We start from the raw sequence: 16,015 nt of genomic DNA, 5'->3' as shown, positions 1-16,015 counted from the left end.
CGAGAAAGTGCTATCTTGTGCTGCACGTTTTTCTGAAGCCTGGAGCGAGAATGACTGACCATGAATTGATGCAGCTTAGCGAGATAGTCGGACTGGCGCTTAAGCAACGCGGGGCGACCCTTACCACCGCGGAATCCTGCACTGGCGGCTGGGTGGCGAAAGCGATTACCGATATTGCCGGCAGTTCCGCCTGGTTTGAACGCGGGTTTGTGACCTACAGTAACGAAGCTAAAGCACAGATGATTGGCGTGCGTGAATCCACGCTGGAACAGCACGGCGCGGTCAGCGAGCCGGTGGTGATCGAGATGGCCATTGGCGCGCTAAAAGAGGCGCGGGCAGATTACGCGATTTCAATCAGCGGCATCGCGGGCCCGGACGGCGGCAGTGACGTGAAGCCCGTAGGCACCGTCTGGTTTGGTTTTGCGACCTCAAAAGGTGAAGGGATCACTCGCCGGGAGCGCTTTAGCGGCGACCGTGAAAGCGTGCGTCGTCAGGCAACGGAATATGCGTTAAAAACGCTCTGGCAACAATTTCTACAAAACACTTGATACTGTATGACTATACAGTATAATTGCACCAACAGAACAGAAATCCACGGTGAAGCACAGTCGCTTCTCCCGGCATGACAGGAGTAATAATGGCTATCGACGAAAACAAACAGAAAGCGTTGGCGGCAGCACTGGGCCAGATCGAAAAGCAATTCGGTAAAGGCTCCATCATGCGCCTGGGTGAAGACCGTACCATGGATGTTGAAACGATCTCCACCGGTTCGCTTTCTCTGGACATCGCGCTGGGCGCGGGCGGTCTGCCAATGGGCCGTATCGTAGAGATCTACGGGCCAGAGTCCTCCGGTAAAACCACCCTGACGCTGCAGGTGATTGCTGCGGCACAGCGCGAAGGTAAAACCTGTGCGTTTATCGATGCCGAGCACGCGCTGGATCCTGTTTATGCGCGTAAACTGGGCGTGGACATCGACAACCTGCTGTGTTCTCAGCCGGACACCGGTGAGCAGGCGCTGGAAATTTGTGACGCGCTGGCGCGCTCTGGTGCTGTTGACGTTATCGTGGTCGACTCCGTTGCTGCACTGACGCCAAAAGCGGAAATCGAAGGTGAAATCGGCGACTCTCACATGGGCCTCGCGGCACGTATGATGAGCCAGGCGATGCGTAAGCTGGCAGGTAACCTGAAGCAGTCCAACACGCTGCTGATCTTCATCAACCAGATCCGTATGAAAATTGGTGTGATGTTCGGTAACCCGGAAACCACAACCGGTGGTAACGCACTGAAATTCTACGCCTCTGTTCGTCTGGATATCCGCCGTATCGGCGCGGTGAAAGAGGGTGAAAACGTCGTTGGTAGCGAAACGCGCGTGAAGGTTGTGAAGAACAAAATCGCCGCACCGTTCAAACAGGCTGAATTCCAGATCCTCTACGGCGAAGGGATTAACTTCTACGGTGAGCTGGTTGACCTGGGCGTGAAAGAGAAGCTGATTGAAAAAGCGGGCGCCTGGTATAGCTATAACGGTGACAAAATTGGTCAGGGTAAAGCGAATGCGATTTCCTGGCTGAAAGAGAACCCGGCTGCGGCGAAAGAGATTGAGAAGAAGGTGCGTGAGCTTCTGCTGAGCAACCAGGACTCTAAACCTGATTTCGTGGTGGATGCTGCGGATGCTGAAGAAACCAACGAAGACTTTTAAGTCTCTCGTGTAAAGATGAAGGGCTGCTGATGCGGCCCTTTTTGCATTTCTGAATCTGCAGGTTTTATATGAGTGAACCGACCACACGCCGACCCGCCTACTCGCGCTTGCTGGACCGTGCCGTACGTATACTTGCCGTGCGTGACCACAGCGAACAGGAGCTAAGACGAAAACTGTCAGCGCCTGTCATGAGCAAAAACGGGCCGGAAGAGATTGATGCCACTGCCGAAGATTATGACCGCGTGGTTGCCTGGTGCTATGAACATCATTACCTCGATGACGAACGCTTTGCCGCTCGCTTTCTCGCCAGCCGCGGACGTAAAGGCTACGGTCCTGCACGCATCCGTCAGGAACTGAATCAGAAAGGGGTAGCCCGGGAATCGATTGAAAAAGCGATGCGTGAATGCGACACAGACTGGTGTGAACTGGCGAAAGAGCAGGCGATTCGAAAGTACGGCGAACCGCTGCCGCGTGATTTTTCAGATAAAGTCAAAATCCAGCGCTTTTTGCTCTACCGCGGCTTTCTGATGGAAGATATTCAGGATATCTGGCGCAATTTTGTGGATTGAACGCATGCGGGATTTTACTTCCCACCAAAGAAAACTTATCTTATTCCCACTTTTTCCAGTAGCTGGTCTGTCCAACGGTTTATCGATACAGGCTGGCTGCGACATTTCGTTAGCTTGATTTCAGGATAATTATGAGCAAGAGCACCGCTGAGATCCGTCAGGCGTTTCTCGATTTTTTCCATAGTAAGGGACACCAGGTTGTTGCCAGCAGCTCCCTGGTACCGAACAACGACCCGACTTTACTGTTTACCAACGCCGGGATGAACCAGTTCAAGGATGTGTTCCTTGGTCTCGACAAGCGTAATTATTCCCGCGCCACAACCTCACAGCGTTGCGTGCGTGCGGGCGGTAAACACAACGACCTGGAAAACGTCGGTTACACCGCGCGTCACCACACGTTCTTCGAAATGCTGGGTAACTTCAGCTTCGGCGACTATTTCAAACACGATGCCATTCAATATGCGTGGGAACTGCTGACCGGTGAAAACTGGTTCAACCTGCCGAAAGAGCGTCTGTGGGTTACCGTCTATGAAACCGATGACGAAGCCTACGAAATCTGGGAAAAAGAGGTCGGTATCCCGCGCGAGCGCATTATTCGCATCGGTGATAACAAAGGCGCGCCATACGCGTCTGACAACTTCTGGCAGATGGGTGATACCGGTCCTTGCGGTCCGTGCACCGAGATCTTCTACGATCACGGCGACCACATCTGGGGTGGACCTCCTGGCAGCCCGGAAGAAGACGGCGATCGCTATATTGAGATCTGGAACATCGTCTTCATGCAGTTCAACCGTCAGGCAGACGGTACCATGGAGCCGCTGCCGAAACCGTCCGTTGATACCGGTATGGGCCTGGAGCGTATTGCCGCCGTTCTGCAACACGTTAACTCCAACTACGAAATTGACCTGTTCAGCACCCTGATCAAAGCCGTTGCGGAAGTGACCGGTGCGACCGATCTGAACAACAAATCGCTGCGCGTGATTGCAGACCACATTCGTTCCTGTGCGTTCCTGATTGCCGACGGCGTAATCCCGTCGAATGAAAACCGTGGCTATGTGCTGCGTCGTATCATTCGTCGTGCGATCCGTCATGGCAACATGCTGGGCGCGAAGGACACCTTCTTCTACAAACTCGTTGGGCCACTGATTGGCGTGATGGGTGCAGCCGGTGACGAGCTGAAACGCCAGCAGGCGCAGGTCGAGCAGGTTCTGAAAACCGAAGAAGAGCAGTTTGCCCGTACGCTGGAGCGCGGTCTGGCGCTGCTGGATGAAGAACTGGCAAAACTGAAGGGCGACACGCTGGATGGCGAAACCGCTTTCCGCCTGTACGACACCTACGGCTTCCCGGTTGACCTGACGGCGGACGTTTGCCGTGAGCGTAACATCAAAGTTGACGAAGCGGGCTTCGAAGCCGCGATGGAAGAACAGCGTCGTCGTGCGCGTGAATCCAGCGGTTTCGGCGCAGACTACAACGCGATGATCCGCGTTGATAGCGCGTCTGAATTCAAAGGCTACGACGCACTGGAGCTGACCGGTAAAGTGACCGCCCTGTTTGTTGACGGTAAAGCCGTAGACAGCATCAGTGCAGGTCAGGATGCGGTTGTCATTCTGGACAAAACGCCGTTCTACGCTGAGTCCGGCGGCCAGGTTGGCGATAAGGGCGAACTGAAAGGCAATGGTTTCAGCTTCAGCGTAAGCGACACCCAGAAATTTGGTCAGGCGATTGGTCACCAGGGCAAACTGGTTTCCGGTTCGCTGAAAGTGGGCGAGGGCGTGCAGGCGAATGTTGATGAAGCACGCCGTGCGCGTATTCGTCTGAACCACTCTGCAACCCACCTGATGCACGCTGCCCTGCGCGACGTGCTGGGCACCCATGTTGCACAGAAAGGTTCTCTGGTTAATGACAAAGTGCTGCGTTTCGACTTCTCGCACTTTGAAGCGATGAAACCGTCGGAAATCCGTGCGGTGGAGGATCTGGTGAACGCTCAGATCCGTCGTAACCTGCCGATCGAGACCCATATCATGGACCTCGAGGACGCGAAGAAAAAAGGTGCGATGGCGCTGTTTGGTGAGAAGTATGACGAACGTGTTCGCGTACTGAGCATGGGCGACTTCTCGACCGAACTGTGCGGTGGTACTCACGCATCGCGCACCGGTGACATCGGCCTGTTCCGAATCGTTTCCGAGTCGGGTACGGCGGCTGGCGTGCGTCGTATTGAAGCGGTAACCGGTGAAGGCGCAATTGCCAGCCTGCATGCGCAGAGCGATCAGCTGCACGACATCGCGCAGCTGCTGAAAGGCGATAGCCAGAATCTGGGCGAGAAAGTGCGTGTTGCGCTGGAGCGAACCCGTCAGCTGGAAAAAGAGCTCCAGCAGCTGAAAGAACAGGCTGCGGCGCAGGAGAGTGCAAACCTCTCCAGCAAAGCGGTAGACATTAAGGGCGTCAAACTGCTGGTCAGCGATCTGGCGGGAGTTGAGCCTAAGATGCTGCGTACTATGGTCGACGATCTCAAGAACCAGCTTGGTTCTACCGTTATCGTGCTGGCGACAGTGGCAGAAGGTAAGGTTTCTCTGATTGCGGGCGTCTCTAAGGATGTGACCGACCGCGTAAAAGCAGGGGAACTGATTGGTATGGTCGCCCAGCAGGTGGGTGGCAAGGGAGGCGGTCGTCCGGACATGGCGCAAGCCGGTGGTACGGATGCGGCGGCACTTCCGCAAGCTTTGGCCAGCGTAGAAAGCTGGGTGAGCGCGAAACTGTAATAACTACAAAGCACAATCAGACGCCATAGCGGCAACGTTATGGCGTCTTGTTCACTGTGCTATCGATAACGATAAAGTCAGGTTGAGTTTGTGTATATCGGCTAAACTTACGTTTAACAGAATGTGATGCCGTGACTGCTTACACTTTACGTGTTTGTCATCGCTTACTTTTTGGCGTTATATGATGGATAATGCCGGGATACAAGAGACCCGACTCTTTTAATCTTTCAAGGAGCAAAGAATGCTGATTCTGACTCGTCGAGTTGGTGAGACCCTCATGATTGGGGATGAGGTCACCGTGACAGTTTTAGGGGTAAAGGGTAACCAGGTACGTATTGGTGTTAACGCTCCTAAAGAAGTATCTGTCCACCGTGAAGAGATCTACCAGCGTATCCAGGCTGAAAAATCCCAGCAGTCCAGTTACTGATATTGTCGCGTCTCGCTGTCGGGCGAGACGCAACCCTCCTGTCATTTTTCCTGCTCAACGTTACCGTTTCATTTCAACCGCTCTCTTTTTAACCACTCTACTATTCTTAACGCGCCCCAACCCCAGCCTTTCTACAAACGTTTTTTGAGAAGTTCGATGCAAAATCCGCTTATAAAACACCCTCTTTGCGGGTTTTACATGCGAATTGCGTGTGATTTGTGCAAACGATAAAAGCTTTTGGAAAATTGTTTGACTTATAAGTCCCAGAAAGTAATATATGCGCCACGCAGCGACGAGAAGCTCTTAACGAGTTACTCGAAGCACTCGAAAGAGGCGTTGTGTGGTGAGGTGGCCGAGAGGCTGAAGGCGCTCCCCTGCTAAGGGAGTATGCGGTCAAAAGCTGCATCCGGGGTTCGAATCCCCGCCTCACCGCCATTTTGCATCCGTAGCTCAGCTGGATAGAGTACTCGGCTACGAACCGAGCGGTCGGAGGTTCGAATCCTCCCGGATGCACCATCTATTACTTCATATTGCTTTCGAAGTGATATGAATATCGAGCAGTACAGTAGTAAATCCCGATGCATCCGTAGCTCAGCTGGATAGAGTACTCGGCTACGAACCGAGCGGTCGGAGGTTCGAATCCTCCCGGATGCACCATTTACTATTTCTGAAAGCAGTTCCCTGATGCATCCGTAGCTCAGCTGGATAGAGTACTCGGCTACGAACCGAGCGGTCGGAGGTTCGAATCCTCCCGGATGCACCATTTACTGTTTCTTAAAGCATTTCCCTGATGCATCCGTAGCTCAGCTGGATAGAGTACTCGGCTACGAACCGAGCGGTCGGAGGTTCGAATCCTCCCGGATGCACCATATTCTCCGAGATAACAGCCATACTGTTGTTTCAAGGTCTGCGAGTTAAACGCAAGCACCAGGGAGGATAACGTTGCTTCAGCAACGGCCCGTAGGGCGAGGCGTAGCCGAGTAATCCTCCCGGATGCACCATCTCTTCTTATCGTCCCCTTCGATGTTTAGTTCTTAATCACTCTCATTGTTATCACTTCGCAATCAGCGACAAAAACCACCATTTACGATAAAGTAATGCTTTGTTAATCGTTTAGCGAGAGCACGATGTACGCACAGTATGACGGTTTGATCTTCGATATGGATGGCACCCTGCTGGATACCGAACCCACGCATCGTCAAGCCTGGACCGAGGTCCTGGGCCGCTACGGTATGCGTTTCGACCTGCAGGCGATGATAGCCCTCAACGGATCCCCAATCTGGCGTATTGCGCAGGCCGTGATTGAACTGAATCAGGCCGATCTCGACCCCTACCTGCTCGCGCGCGAAAAAACCGATGCGGTTAAAGCCATACTGTTAGACACCGTACAACCTTTACCCCTTATCGACGTGGTTAAAGCGTGGCACGGACGTCGCCCTATGTCTGTCGGCACGGGCAGCGAGAGCGCGATTGCAGAAGCCTTGCTCAACCATCTTGGCCTGCGCCACTATTTTTCAGCTGTCGTCGCTGCCGATCATGTTAAGCGTCACAAGCCAGCACCGGACACCTTCCTGCTCTGCGCAGAATTAATGGGCGTACCGGCGGCAAAATGCGTCGTGTTTGAGGATGCCGATTTTGGTATCCAGGCCGCACGTGATGCCGGAATGGATGCGGTGGATGTGCGCTTACTGTGAGTGACGCATTGTCACTTGCCTCATTATTCGCCAGCAGTTTTTTAAGCGCCACGCTGTTACCGGGAAATTCGGAAGTGGTGCTGGTGGCGATGTTGTTGTCCGGCGTCAGTCAGCCCTGGCTACTTGTATTAATAGCAACAATGGGTAATAGCCTTGGAGGGCTGACTAACGTTATTCTTGGGCGTTTCTTTCCGCTGCGCAAAACGTCGCGCTGGCAGGAAAAGGCAGTTGGCTGGCTAAAACGCTATGGCGCTGCCACGCTGTTATTAAGCTGGATGCCTGTAATAGGCGATTTACTGTGTCTGCTGGCGGGATGGATGCGCATCTCTTGGGGACCGGTGCTCTTTTTTTTGTGCCTTGGCAAGGCGTTGCGCTATGTTCTCGTGGCGTGGGCAACACTACAGGGTATGACGTGGTGGCACTAATTGGTGGAATGAATACGCGACCTTCAATCGTCAACCATTACAATTATGCTGAGTAACATTACTTTGACAGGCGGGAGGTCAATTTGATCCCGGACGTATCTCAGGCGCTGGCCTGGCTGGAAAACCACCCTCAGGCTCTGAAGGGTATTCAGCGTGGTCTTGAGCGTGAAACGCTGCGCGTTAACGCGGACGGTAGCTTAGCGACGACGGGTCACCCGAAGGCGTTAGGCTCGGCGCTGACACATAAATGGATCACAACCGATTTCGCTGAAGCGCTGCTGGAGTTCATCACGCCGGTGGACGGCGATATTGATCACATGCTGACAATCCTGCGCGATATTCATCGCTATACGGCGCGCAATCTTGGTGACGAGCGTATGTGGCCGCTCAGCATGCCGTGCTATATCGAACAGGGCCAGGAGATTGAGCTGGCGCAGTACGGCACGTCAAATATCGGTCGGCTGAAAACGCTCTATCGCGAAGGTCTGAAAAATCGCTACGGCGCATTGATGCAGACCATCTCTGGCGTGCACTACAATTTCTCGCTGCCGATGGCGTTCTGGCAGGCGAAAGGGGGAGAAACGGACAAAGAAGCGATCTCAGCCGGGTATTTCCGTCTGATCCGCAACTATTACCGTTTCGGCTGGGTGATCCCGTATCTCTTTGGCGCGTCACCTGCCATTTGCTCTTCGTTCCTGCAGGGGAAACCCACCACGCTGCCGTTCGAAAAGACCGAGTGCGGCATGTACTATCTCCCGTACGCGACGTCTCTTCGCATGAGCGATCTGGGCTATACCAATAAATCGCAAAGCAATCTCGGTATTACGTTTAACGAATTGCACGAATATGTGGCAGGATTGAAGCGGGCGATCAAAACCCCGTCGGAAGAGTACGCGAAAATCGGCCTCGAAAAAGACGGCAAACGCCTGCAAATCAACAGCAACGTGTTGCAGATTGAAAACGAACTGTATGCGCCGATTCGTCCTAAGCGCGTGACGCGCAGCGGTGAAACCCCGTCGGATGCGCTACAGCGCGGCGGCATTGAATACATTGAAGTACGTTCGCTGGATATCAACCCGTTCTCACCGATTGGCGTTGATGAGCAGCAGGTTCGCTTCCTGGATCTGTTTATGGTCTGGTGTGCGCTGGCGGATGCGCCGGAAATGAGTGCAGACGAACTGCTTTGCACCCGTACAAACTGGAATCGCGTGATTCTGGAAGGGCGTAAGCCTGGTCTGACGCTGGGTATTGGCTGCGAAACGGCACAGTTCCCGCTGACCAAAGTGGGTAAAGATCTGTTCCGTGACCTGAAGCGTGTTGCCCGGACTCTGGACAGCATTGACGGCGGCGACGCCTACCAACAGATCTGCGACCAGTTGGTAGAGTGCTTCGATAACCCGGAACTAACATTCTCAGCACGCATTCTGCGTTCTATGATTGATCAGGGCATTGGTGGTACCGGGCGTGCACTCTCCGCGGAGTACCGTGAGATGCTGATGCAGGAGCCATTACAGATCCTGCGCGAAGCGGATTTTGAAGCAGAACGCGATGCGTCCGTGGTGCGTCAGAAAGAAGTTGAAGCGGCGGATACGGAGTCGTTTGAAGCGTTTCTGGCGAAACAGGCTTGAACCAAAAGAAAAAGGCCACATCGCTGTGGCCAAAATATACATCTCTGAATTCAGGGATGATGATAACAAATGCGCGTCTTTCATATACTCAGACGCGCATTGTGTAGAAGAGTTCAGTTTATTTTAAAAAAAATCACTATCGGAGGTGACGTATGCCGTTATTAGATAGCTTTACTGTCGACCATACCCGTATGGAAGCACCTGCAGTCCGCGTGGCAAAGACCATGCACACCCCGCACGGCGACACAATCACCGTCTTCGATCTGCGCTTCTGCGTGCCGAACAAAGAAGTGATGCCAGAGAAAGGCATTCACACGCTGGAGCACCTGTTCGCCGGATTTATGCGCGACCACCTGAACGGTAACGGCGTTGAGATTATCGATATCTCTCCGATGGGCTGCCGTACCGGTTTCTACATGAGCCTGATCGGTCAGCCGGAAGAGAAACGCGTTGCAGACGCGTGGAAAGCAGCCATGGAAGACGTGCTGAAGGTGAAAGAGCAGAACCAGATCCCAGAGCTGAACGTTTACCAGTGCGGGACTTACCATATGCACTCTCTGGAAGAAGCGCAGGACATCGCTCGTCACATCATCGAGCGTGATGTTCGCGTGAACAGCAACGAAGAGCTGGCCCTGCCGAAAGAAAAACTGCAGGAACTGCACATCTAGTGCACCTTTTCCCTCTCCCTCCGGGAGAGGGTAGGGTGAGGGTTGTTTAGCCCATGACCACAACCTCAACGTTCTCCTTTACCCATCGTCCCCTTGTTCCGTTTGCCCATGATTACGTTCATGGCGACAGTGAGCCATGGCACCAGCACGACTGCGCGCAGCTGCTGCACAGCCTGACGGGCGTCGTGCGGGTCGAAACGGCATCTGGCTGTTGGGTGGTACCCCCCGGACGCGGCGTCTGGCTTCCTGCGGGGACACAACACGCCCTGCGCATCACCGGTAGCGTAGCGGCGCGAACGCTGTTTATCGATCCACTGGCGCGAGCCGATCTCCCGGCCACGTGCCAGATCGTGCAGATCTCGCCCCTGTTGCGCGAGCTGATCCTCTCCGCCCTCTCACTGCCTGAATCGTACTCACCGGGAAGCCGTGACGAGCGCGTGTATGAACTCATTCTGGATGAACTTCGCATCATGCCGGTGCTGCCGTTTCATCTGCCGGAGCCGGAAAGTGAACCGTTACGCCAGCTGTGCCGACAGATCCGTCAGTCGCCAGGAGAGAGCTGGAACAGTCAACAGAGCGCGAGCGCGCTTGGCATGAGCGAGCGCACGCTGAACCGTCATTTTCAGCAGCAGACGGGATTAAGCTACAGCGAGTGGGTGAGAAGGGCGCGGCTGCTGGAAGCCTTAGTGCGGCTGGCGCAGGGCCAGCCGGTATTAGGTGTGGCGCTGGATCTGGGTTACGGCAGCCACAGCGCCTTTACGGCCATGTTCCGCCGGGTGATGGGTATCTCACCCAGCGATTATTTTAAGAACGACTGACCGCATTAAAGAGCGCCTGAAGCGATGCGCGTGCAACGTCGCTATCAATGCCTACGCCCCAGCGGCTGGTACCGTCCTGGAACAGACAGCGAATGTATGCCACCGAGCGGCTGTCGCTGCGTTCACCCAGCGTGTGTTCGTGATAATCCTTAATTACAAACGGCGCGTTGATCCAGCGGCTCAGGCCATGAGCGGCAGCGGACAGCAAGCCATTCCCGTGTCCCTCAAGCTGACGCGTCCCCCCCTGCGTTGTGACGCTTGCCGTTAAACGCAGCTGGCCATCCTGCTGACTGTCGCTGCGGTACGATTGCAGCGCAAACTGCGGTGTTTCCACCAGACCGTAGCGGGTGCGGAACAGCTGCCACAGTGCATTTTGCGTCATCTCTTTTCCGTGGCGGTCGGTTTCCTGCTGCACGTGCTGGCTGAAATCCTGCTGCAGGGCGCGGGGCAGTTTCAGCCCATGATTTTGCTCGATAAGCCACGCGCTACCGCTTTTCCCTGACTGGCTGTTCACGCGGATCACCGCTTCATAGGTGCAGCCGATATCCTGAGGGTCAACAGGCAGGTAGGGCATCTCCCAGCGCTCGCCAGGCTTGCGGGCATCAAAGCCTTTTTTGATCGCGTCCTGGTGCGAACCGGAGAAGGCGGTGTAGGCCAGCCGTCCTGCCCACGGATGGCGCGGGTGTACCGGCAGCTGGTTGCAGGTTTCCACCACTTCCACCACCCGGTTCATATCGCTAAAGTCCAGGTCGGGGCTAACGCCCTGGCTGTAGAGGTTCATCGCCAGCGTCACCAGGCAGACGTTGCCCGTCCGCTCGCCGTTACCAAACAGACAGCCCTCGACGCGGTCAGCCCCGGCCATGACGGCCAGCTCCGCGCTGGCGACGCCGGTGCCGCGGTCGTTATGCGGATGCACGCTGATGCAGACGTCGGCGCGGCGGCTGAAGTGACGGCAGAAATATTCAATCTGATCGGCATAGACGTTTGGCGTACTGACTTCAACGGTGGCCGGTAAGTTGATGATCATCGGACGCGCATCGCACGGCTGCCAGATCTCTGCCACGGCCTCACAAATTTCCAGCGCAAACTCCGGCTCGGTAAAACAGAAGGTTTCCGGTGAATATTCATACTGCCAGTGGGTATCCGGGTTCTCTTCACACAGCTGACGAATAAGGCGGGTGGAGCGCGTAGCCAGCTCGACGATTTGCGCCTTCTCCATGCCAAACACCAGACGACGGAACAGCGGGGCGGTGGCGTTATAAAGATGTACCGTGGCCTGCTTTGCGCCGCGCAGGGACTCAAAGGTGCGGACGATCAGATCTTCCCGCGCCTGCGTGAGCACCTGAATGGTGACGTCATCCGGGATGCGGTTCTCTTCAATCAGCTGGCGAACAAAGTTGAAGTCCGTCTGTGAGGCGGAAGGAAAGGCGACCTCAATCTCCTTAAAGCCGCAGCTCAGCAGAAGTCCCCAAAACTGGAGTTTGCGGGCGCTGTCCATCGGCTCGGCCAGCGCCTGGTTGCCGTCGCGTAAGTCGGTTGAGAGCCAGCGCGGCGCGCGGGTGATGCGCTGCTCAGGCCAGCGGCGATCGGGCAGAGAGAGAGTAGGGTAAGGCGTGTATTTGTCTGCGGGTGTGTTCAGCATGGTGCGCTCCTGTTGTCTTTTCACTATCGTGACGAGATTTCAGGCGCGCTGCTTTATCGGAAATGACAATTGCTATCGCGTTTTGGACAACCGGGCCTGCGGATGGCGGCCCGGTTATCGTAGGCCGGGTAAGGCGTAGCCGCCACCCGGCAACCGCCGCAGAGGACTAGTGCGCGCCACCGCCCCCGCCACCGGCACCAAACGGTGGTCTGGCAAACCACACCAGCCCCAGCAGGACGATGAAGATCCCTGCCGAAATCCAGAAAATCTCGTTAGCCGAGATAATCAGTCCCTGGCTGGTGATCTGCTGGGCAATCCAGCCGGATGCCTGCTGCTCCGTCATCCCCATGCCCTGCAGCTGGCTGTACATCTGCTGGGCATTCGGGTTGTACGGATTCACCGCTTCGGTCAGCTGGGCATGGTGCATCGATTCACGGTTCGTCCACAGGGTGGTGGTGATCGACGTCCCGATGGAGCCCGCCAGCGTTCGGGTGAAGTTCGACAGGCTCGACGCCGCCGCCAGACGCTCAGGGGGTAAGCCGGAGAGCGTGATGGTGGTTAGCGGCATAAAGAAGCACGCGACCGCGAAGCCCTGAATAAACTGCGGCCACGCCGAGGCGCCAAAGTCCATTCCCGGCTCGAAGGTATACGCACGCCAGTAGAAGCACACCGCGTACATGATGAAGCTGAACGTCACCAGACGACGCATGTCGAGCTTATGGGCGAAGCGGCCAATGATCGGCGACAGCAGAACCGGGATCACCCCAACAGGTGCAGACGCCAGCCCCGCCCAGGTTGCGGTATAGCCATACACCTCCTGCAACAGCTGTGGCAGCAGAACAATCGCGCCGAAGTAGAGCATATAGGCGAGGCTGATACACAGACAGCCGATGGTGAAGTTTCGCGACTTAAACAGCGAGAGATCGACTATCGGGTTGTCGTCCGTCAGCTCCCAGACAATCAGGAAGCTGAGCGACACCACCGCGACAATGGTCAGGATGACGATCTCCTGCGAGTTGAACCAGTCGAGCTCTTTACCCCGGTCGAGCATGATCTGCAGGCTACCGATACCCAGGATCAGCAGCGCCAGCCCGATGCTGTCGATACGCCGCTGTTCGGTGCGCGTCTCTCGTCCCCGCAGCGATTGCAGCGTCATTAATACCACGACGGCGCCAATCGGTACGTTGATGAAGAAGATCCAGCCCCAGTGATAGTTATCGCTGATGTATCCGCCGAGAATGGGTCCGCAGATAGGCGCGACGATCACGGTCATTGACCAGAGCGCCAGCGCGACGGAGCGTTTCGCAGGGGGATAGTTGCTCAGCAGCAAACTCTGGGAAAGCGGGATCAGCGGCCCGGCGACAATCCCCTGAATGACGCGGAAGAAAATCAACATCGTCAGGCTGTTTGACATGCCGCATGCCCAGGAGGCCAGCACAAACGCCACCGTAGACCACAGGAACAGCTTCACCTCACCGACGCGCTTTGCCAGCCAGCCGGTGATCGGAATGGAGATGGCGTTTGCCACCCCGAATGAGGTAATGACCCAGGTCCCCTGGCTCAGCGACGAGCCAAGGTTACCGGCGATGGTCGGGATCGCCACGTTTGCGATGGTGGAGTCCAGCACCTGCATGAATGTCGCCAGCGACAGCGCAATGGTCATAATGACCAGCTGCGCGCCTTCCAGCGGTTTTTGCGGCTTTTGCTGTTGCATAACGCTCACCTTCGGATTAACCGGCGTTTGCCTTCACGATGTCATCGATCAGCTTGTTGACCGGATCGAGGCTAATTTCACGGGCGTTACTTTCATAAGCCGGGCTGCTACGCACCTGGCTTGCCAGGATCTGACCGTCGCGGTTCGCGGTGTCAACCGTCACAAGCGTTGAGAGGCCGATACGCAGCGGGTGATCCGCCAGCTGTTTTGCATCCAGTTCAATACGCACAGGCAGACGCTGAACCACTTTGATCCAGTTACCGGTGGCGTTCTGCGCAGGCAGCAGGGAGAAGGCGCTGCCGGTACCCATGTCCAAACCAACCACTTTCCCGGTGTACTTCACGTCATCGCCGTAGATGTCGCTGACAACCGTCGCGGTCTGGCCGATACGCATATGGGCAAGTTGTGTCTCTTTAAAGTTAGCGTCTACCCACAGATTGTCTGCCGGAACGACCGCCATCAGCGGCGTGGTCGGGCTGATCTGCGCCCCTGGCTGGACGGAACGGCGGGAGACATAGCCGGTCATCGGGCTGACGATTTTGGTACGCTGTAGGGCTAGCCATGCGTTACGCACTTCAGTTGCCGCCTGCTGCACGGCGGGCTGGTTTTCAAGGCTGGTGCCCAGCACCATTGCCTGGTTGGCATTGTACTGTTGAATCGCCACATCCAGCTGCGCCTGAGCGCTGGCAACGGCATCGCGGGCGTGTTGCAGCTCTTCACGGCCAATCAGGTTGGCGGTGCCGAGCGGTACGCGGCGGTTGAGGTCGCTCTGCGCCTGTGCGAGTGCCGTTTTCTGCACGTCGATATTGGCCTGCAGCTGTTTGCTGTTGATCATCAGCTGGCGGGTCTGACGAACGCTGGAGGCCAGCGCGGTCTGGGCTTTCTCAAATGCCTGCTGCGCGTCAGTCGGATCGAGGGTGACCAACACATCGCCTTTTTGCACAAAGTCGGTATTGTCAGCCCAGACTTTCGTCACGCTGCCCGACACCTGCGCCATAATCTGTACCTGGTTCCCTGCCACGTAGGCGTCGTCTGTCTCTTCAGCATGACGCAATACTAAAAACCAATAGAACCCATATGCCACGGCAATAATAATAAAGAGCAAGGTCAACAGAAGAAGGGCACTTTTACGTTTGCCTTTCTTGTTGGCCGGTTGCTGCGGGTTAGTGCTCTCCGCATTTGCGCTCATTGTTGTTCTCCACGATCTTCTTATTTTCACATCGGCTGAGCCGACCTGTTGTCAGAAAGGCCAGCAGTGTGACGTGCTGGCCTGTCGGTTTTCTTATGAATCTGGATTGTTGAGCGTGTCGTCGCGTTAGCGCAGCGCCTCAAGAATGGCGCCATCTTCATCCATCTGATCCAGACGGGTGAGCAGCTTGCGCGTGATGTGCTCAAGCTGGTCGCGCTCGGCGGTGCTGAGGGCAGACCAGAGTTTGTGCAGGCAATTGTGCTGAGGTGGCAGTACCTCACGCAGGAATTCGTGACCTTTGTCGGTCAGTTGCAGATGCAGGCAACGACGATCGTTGTCGCTTTCACGGCGTTCAATCCAGCCGCGCTTTTCCAGCTCATCGGCAATACGGGTTGCGTTGGTACGGGAAGAGCCCAGCGCGCAGCTCAGCTCAGAAGGCTGAATACTGTGGTTTTCCTGAGACTCCAGCGTAATCAACGCCATAAACAACGTCTCGTTAATCCCTTGAGCTTTCAGCATCTTATTACGGTTTTCCAGAAGCTTACCCTGCATGTGCATGCACAGGCGAGTCAGCAGGATTTCCTGATACGGGAAGTCCTCATGGCGACTGGCGCGGAATTTAAGCATTTGTTCAATGGGCGTAAACGAACTATCCATTTGGGCATAACCTCATTAATTACAGCCGATATAGTAACGACAGTGACAAATAATGTAAATGAATTATTTGTGCGGTTATATCCGCCAAATGAATGTCACCGTCAGAAAGCGCCGGGTAAGTCCGTGACC

Annotated in this window: 14 protein-coding genes and 5 tRNA genes; 15 read left to right on the top strand and 4 right to left on the bottom strand. The window is 55.5% G+C overall.

The features are described from left to right. Positions 1-50: 50 nt before the first annotated feature. The 15 genes from pncC (at position 51) to AAER43_RS17785 (ending at position 10,684) form a co-directional block, all read left to right on the top strand. Positions 51-548: a nicotinamide-nucleotide amidase gene (pncC, locus tag AAER43_RS17855; RefSeq protein ID WP_050862083.1), complete on the top strand. Its 498-nt coding sequence runs from the start codon at positions 51-53 to the stop codon at positions 546-548. Positions 549-637: 89 nt separating this feature from the next. Next, the gene (gene recA / locus AAER43_RS17850) at positions 638-1,696 is read left to right on the top strand and encodes a recombinase RecA (RefSeq protein ID WP_050862082.1); all 1,059 of its coding nucleotides are present in this window, start codon (positions 638-640) and stop codon (positions 1,694-1,696) included. A gap of 68 nt (positions 1,697-1,764) precedes the next feature. Further along, the gene (gene recX, locus AAER43_RS17845; RefSeq protein ID WP_014884977.1) at positions 1,765-2,265 is read left to right on the top strand and encodes a recombination regulator RecX; all 501 of its coding nucleotides are present in this window, start codon (positions 1,765-1,767) and stop codon (positions 2,263-2,265) included. 131 nt (positions 2,266-2,396) lie between these two features. Then, positions 2,397-5,024 carry an alanine--tRNA ligase gene (gene alaS / locus AAER43_RS17840; protein WP_023331147.1) on the top strand — a complete coding sequence of 876 codons (2,628 nt, stop codon included), beginning with the start codon at positions 2,397-2,399 and terminating at the stop codon, positions 5,022-5,024. A 241-nt stretch (positions 5,025-5,265) separates the two neighbouring features. Continuing rightward, the gene (csrA, locus tag AAER43_RS17835; RefSeq protein WP_000906486.1) at positions 5,266-5,451 is read left to right on the top strand and encodes a carbon storage regulator CsrA; all 186 of its coding nucleotides are present in this window, start codon (positions 5,266-5,268) and stop codon (positions 5,449-5,451) included. A 342-nt stretch (positions 5,452-5,793) separates the two neighbouring features. Continuing rightward, positions 5,794-5,886, top strand: a tRNA-Ser gene (locus AAER43_RS17830). A gap of 4 nt (positions 5,887-5,890) precedes the next feature. After that, positions 5,891-5,967, top strand: a tRNA-Arg gene (locus AAER43_RS17825). Positions 5,968-6,031: 64 nt separating this feature from the next. After that, positions 6,032-6,108, top strand: a tRNA-Arg gene (locus AAER43_RS17820). 29 nt (positions 6,109-6,137) lie between these two features. Further along, positions 6,138-6,214 (top strand) — tRNA-Arg (locus AAER43_RS17815). A gap of 29 nt (positions 6,215-6,243) precedes the next feature. Next, positions 6,244-6,320 (top strand) — tRNA-Arg (locus AAER43_RS17810). A gap of 258 nt (positions 6,321-6,578) precedes the next feature. After that, positions 6,579-7,145, top strand: coding sequence for a fructose-1-phosphate/6-phosphogluconate phosphatase (yqaB, locus tag AAER43_RS17805; RefSeq protein ID WP_050862081.1), 567 nt, complete (start codon positions 6,579-6,581; stop codon positions 7,143-7,145). Next, positions 7,142-7,570, top strand: coding sequence for a YqaA family protein (locus AAER43_RS17800; RefSeq protein WP_014884974.1), 429 nt, complete (start codon positions 7,142-7,144; stop codon positions 7,568-7,570). The genes yqaB and AAER43_RS17800 overlap by 4 nt, the downstream gene beginning before the upstream one ends. A gap of 83 nt (positions 7,571-7,653) precedes the next feature. Further along, positions 7,654-9,198: a glutamate--cysteine ligase gene (gene gshA, locus AAER43_RS17795; RefSeq protein WP_023331146.1), complete on the top strand. Its 1,545-nt coding sequence runs from the start codon at positions 7,654-7,656 to the stop codon at positions 9,196-9,198. Between the two features lie 152 nt (positions 9,199-9,350). After that, positions 9,351-9,866, top strand: coding sequence for an S-ribosylhomocysteine lyase (gene luxS, locus AAER43_RS17790; RefSeq protein ID WP_050862080.1), 516 nt, complete (start codon positions 9,351-9,353; stop codon positions 9,864-9,866). Between the two features lie 53 nt (positions 9,867-9,919). Then, on the top strand, positions 9,920-10,684 hold the full coding sequence (locus AAER43_RS17785) for a helix-turn-helix transcriptional regulator (RefSeq protein ID WP_057057849.1): 765 nt from the start codon (positions 9,920-9,922) through the stop codon (positions 10,682-10,684). On the opposite strand, the gene leuA is transcribed toward AAER43_RS17785, so the two are convergent. The 4 genes from leuA to mprA form a co-directional block, all read right to left on the bottom strand. Then, positions 10,671-12,326, bottom strand: a complete 1,656-nt coding sequence (gene leuA / locus AAER43_RS17780; protein WP_050862079.1) for a 2-isopropylmalate synthase — start codon at positions 12,324-12,326, stop codon at positions 10,671-10,673. The two genes, AAER43_RS17785 and leuA, sit on opposite strands and share 14 nt — an antisense overlap. A 166-nt stretch (positions 12,327-12,492) precedes the next feature. Further along, complete coding sequence (gene emrB / locus AAER43_RS17775) at positions 12,493-14,040, bottom strand: multidrug efflux MFS transporter permease subunit EmrB (protein WP_014884969.1); 1,548 nt, start codon at positions 14,038-14,040, stop codon at positions 12,493-12,495. A gap of 16 nt (positions 14,041-14,056) precedes the next feature. Beyond that, positions 14,057-15,229 (bottom strand): multidrug efflux MFS transporter periplasmic adaptor subunit EmrA, encoded by a 1,173-nt coding sequence (gene emrA, locus AAER43_RS17770; RefSeq protein ID WP_050862078.1) that lies wholly within the window; start codon positions 15,227-15,229, stop codon positions 14,057-14,059. Positions 15,230-15,355: 126 nt separating this feature from the next. After that, complete coding sequence (gene mprA, locus AAER43_RS17765; RefSeq protein WP_014884967.1) at positions 15,356-15,886, bottom strand: transcriptional repressor MprA; 531 nt, start codon at positions 15,884-15,886, stop codon at positions 15,356-15,358. Positions 15,887-16,015: the final 129 nt, after the last annotated feature.

It is taken from the genome of Enterobacter sp. FUJ80071, from assembly GCF_038739915.1.
Classification (GTDB): Bacteria; Pseudomonadota; Gammaproteobacteria; order Enterobacterales; family Enterobacteriaceae; genus Enterobacter; species Enterobacter kobei.
Note: the sequence above shows the minus strand (reverse complement) of the source record. Positions and strands in the feature narration are given on the sequence as shown.

Excerpts from the sequence above, each read along its gene's own strand:
- pncC (WP_050862083.1), top strand. The coding sequence starts at position 51 with ATGACTGACCATGAATTGATGCAGCTTAGCGAGATAGTCGGACTGGCG.
- recA (WP_050862082.1), top strand. The coding sequence starts at position 638 with ATGGCTATCGACGAAAACAAACAGAAAGCGTTGGCGGCAGCACTGGGC.
- recX (WP_014884977.1), top strand. The coding sequence starts at position 1,765 with ATGAGTGAACCGACCACACGCCGACCCGCCTACTCGCGCTTGCTGGAC.
- alaS (WP_023331147.1), top strand. The coding sequence starts at position 2,397 with ATGAGCAAGAGCACCGCTGAGATCCGTCAGGCGTTTCTCGATTTTTTC.
- csrA (WP_000906486.1), top strand. The coding sequence starts at position 5,266 with ATGCTGATTCTGACTCGTCGAGTTGGTGAGACCCTCATGATTGGGGAT.
- yqaB (WP_050862081.1), top strand. The coding sequence starts at position 6,579 with ATGTACGCACAGTATGACGGTTTGATCTTCGATATGGATGGCACCCTG.
- luxS (WP_050862080.1), top strand. The coding sequence starts at position 9,351 with ATGCCGTTATTAGATAGCTTTACTGTCGACCATACCCGTATGGAAGCA.
- AAER43_RS17785 (WP_057057849.1), top strand. The coding sequence starts at position 9,920 with ATGACCACAACCTCAACGTTCTCCTTTACCCATCGTCCCCTTGTTCCG.
- leuA (WP_050862079.1), bottom strand. The coding sequence starts at position 12,326 with ATGCTGAACACACCCGCAGACAAATACACGCCTTACCCTACTCTCTCT.
- emrB (WP_014884969.1), bottom strand. The coding sequence starts at position 14,040 with ATGCAACAGCAAAAGCCGCAAAAACCGCTGGAAGGCGCGCAGCTGGTC.
- emrA (WP_050862078.1), bottom strand. The coding sequence starts at position 15,229 with ATGAGCGCAAATGCGGAGAGCACTAACCCGCAGCAACCGGCCAACAAG.
- mprA (WP_014884967.1), bottom strand. The coding sequence starts at position 15,886 with ATGGATAGTTCGTTTACGCCCATTGAACAAATGCTTAAATTCCGCGCC.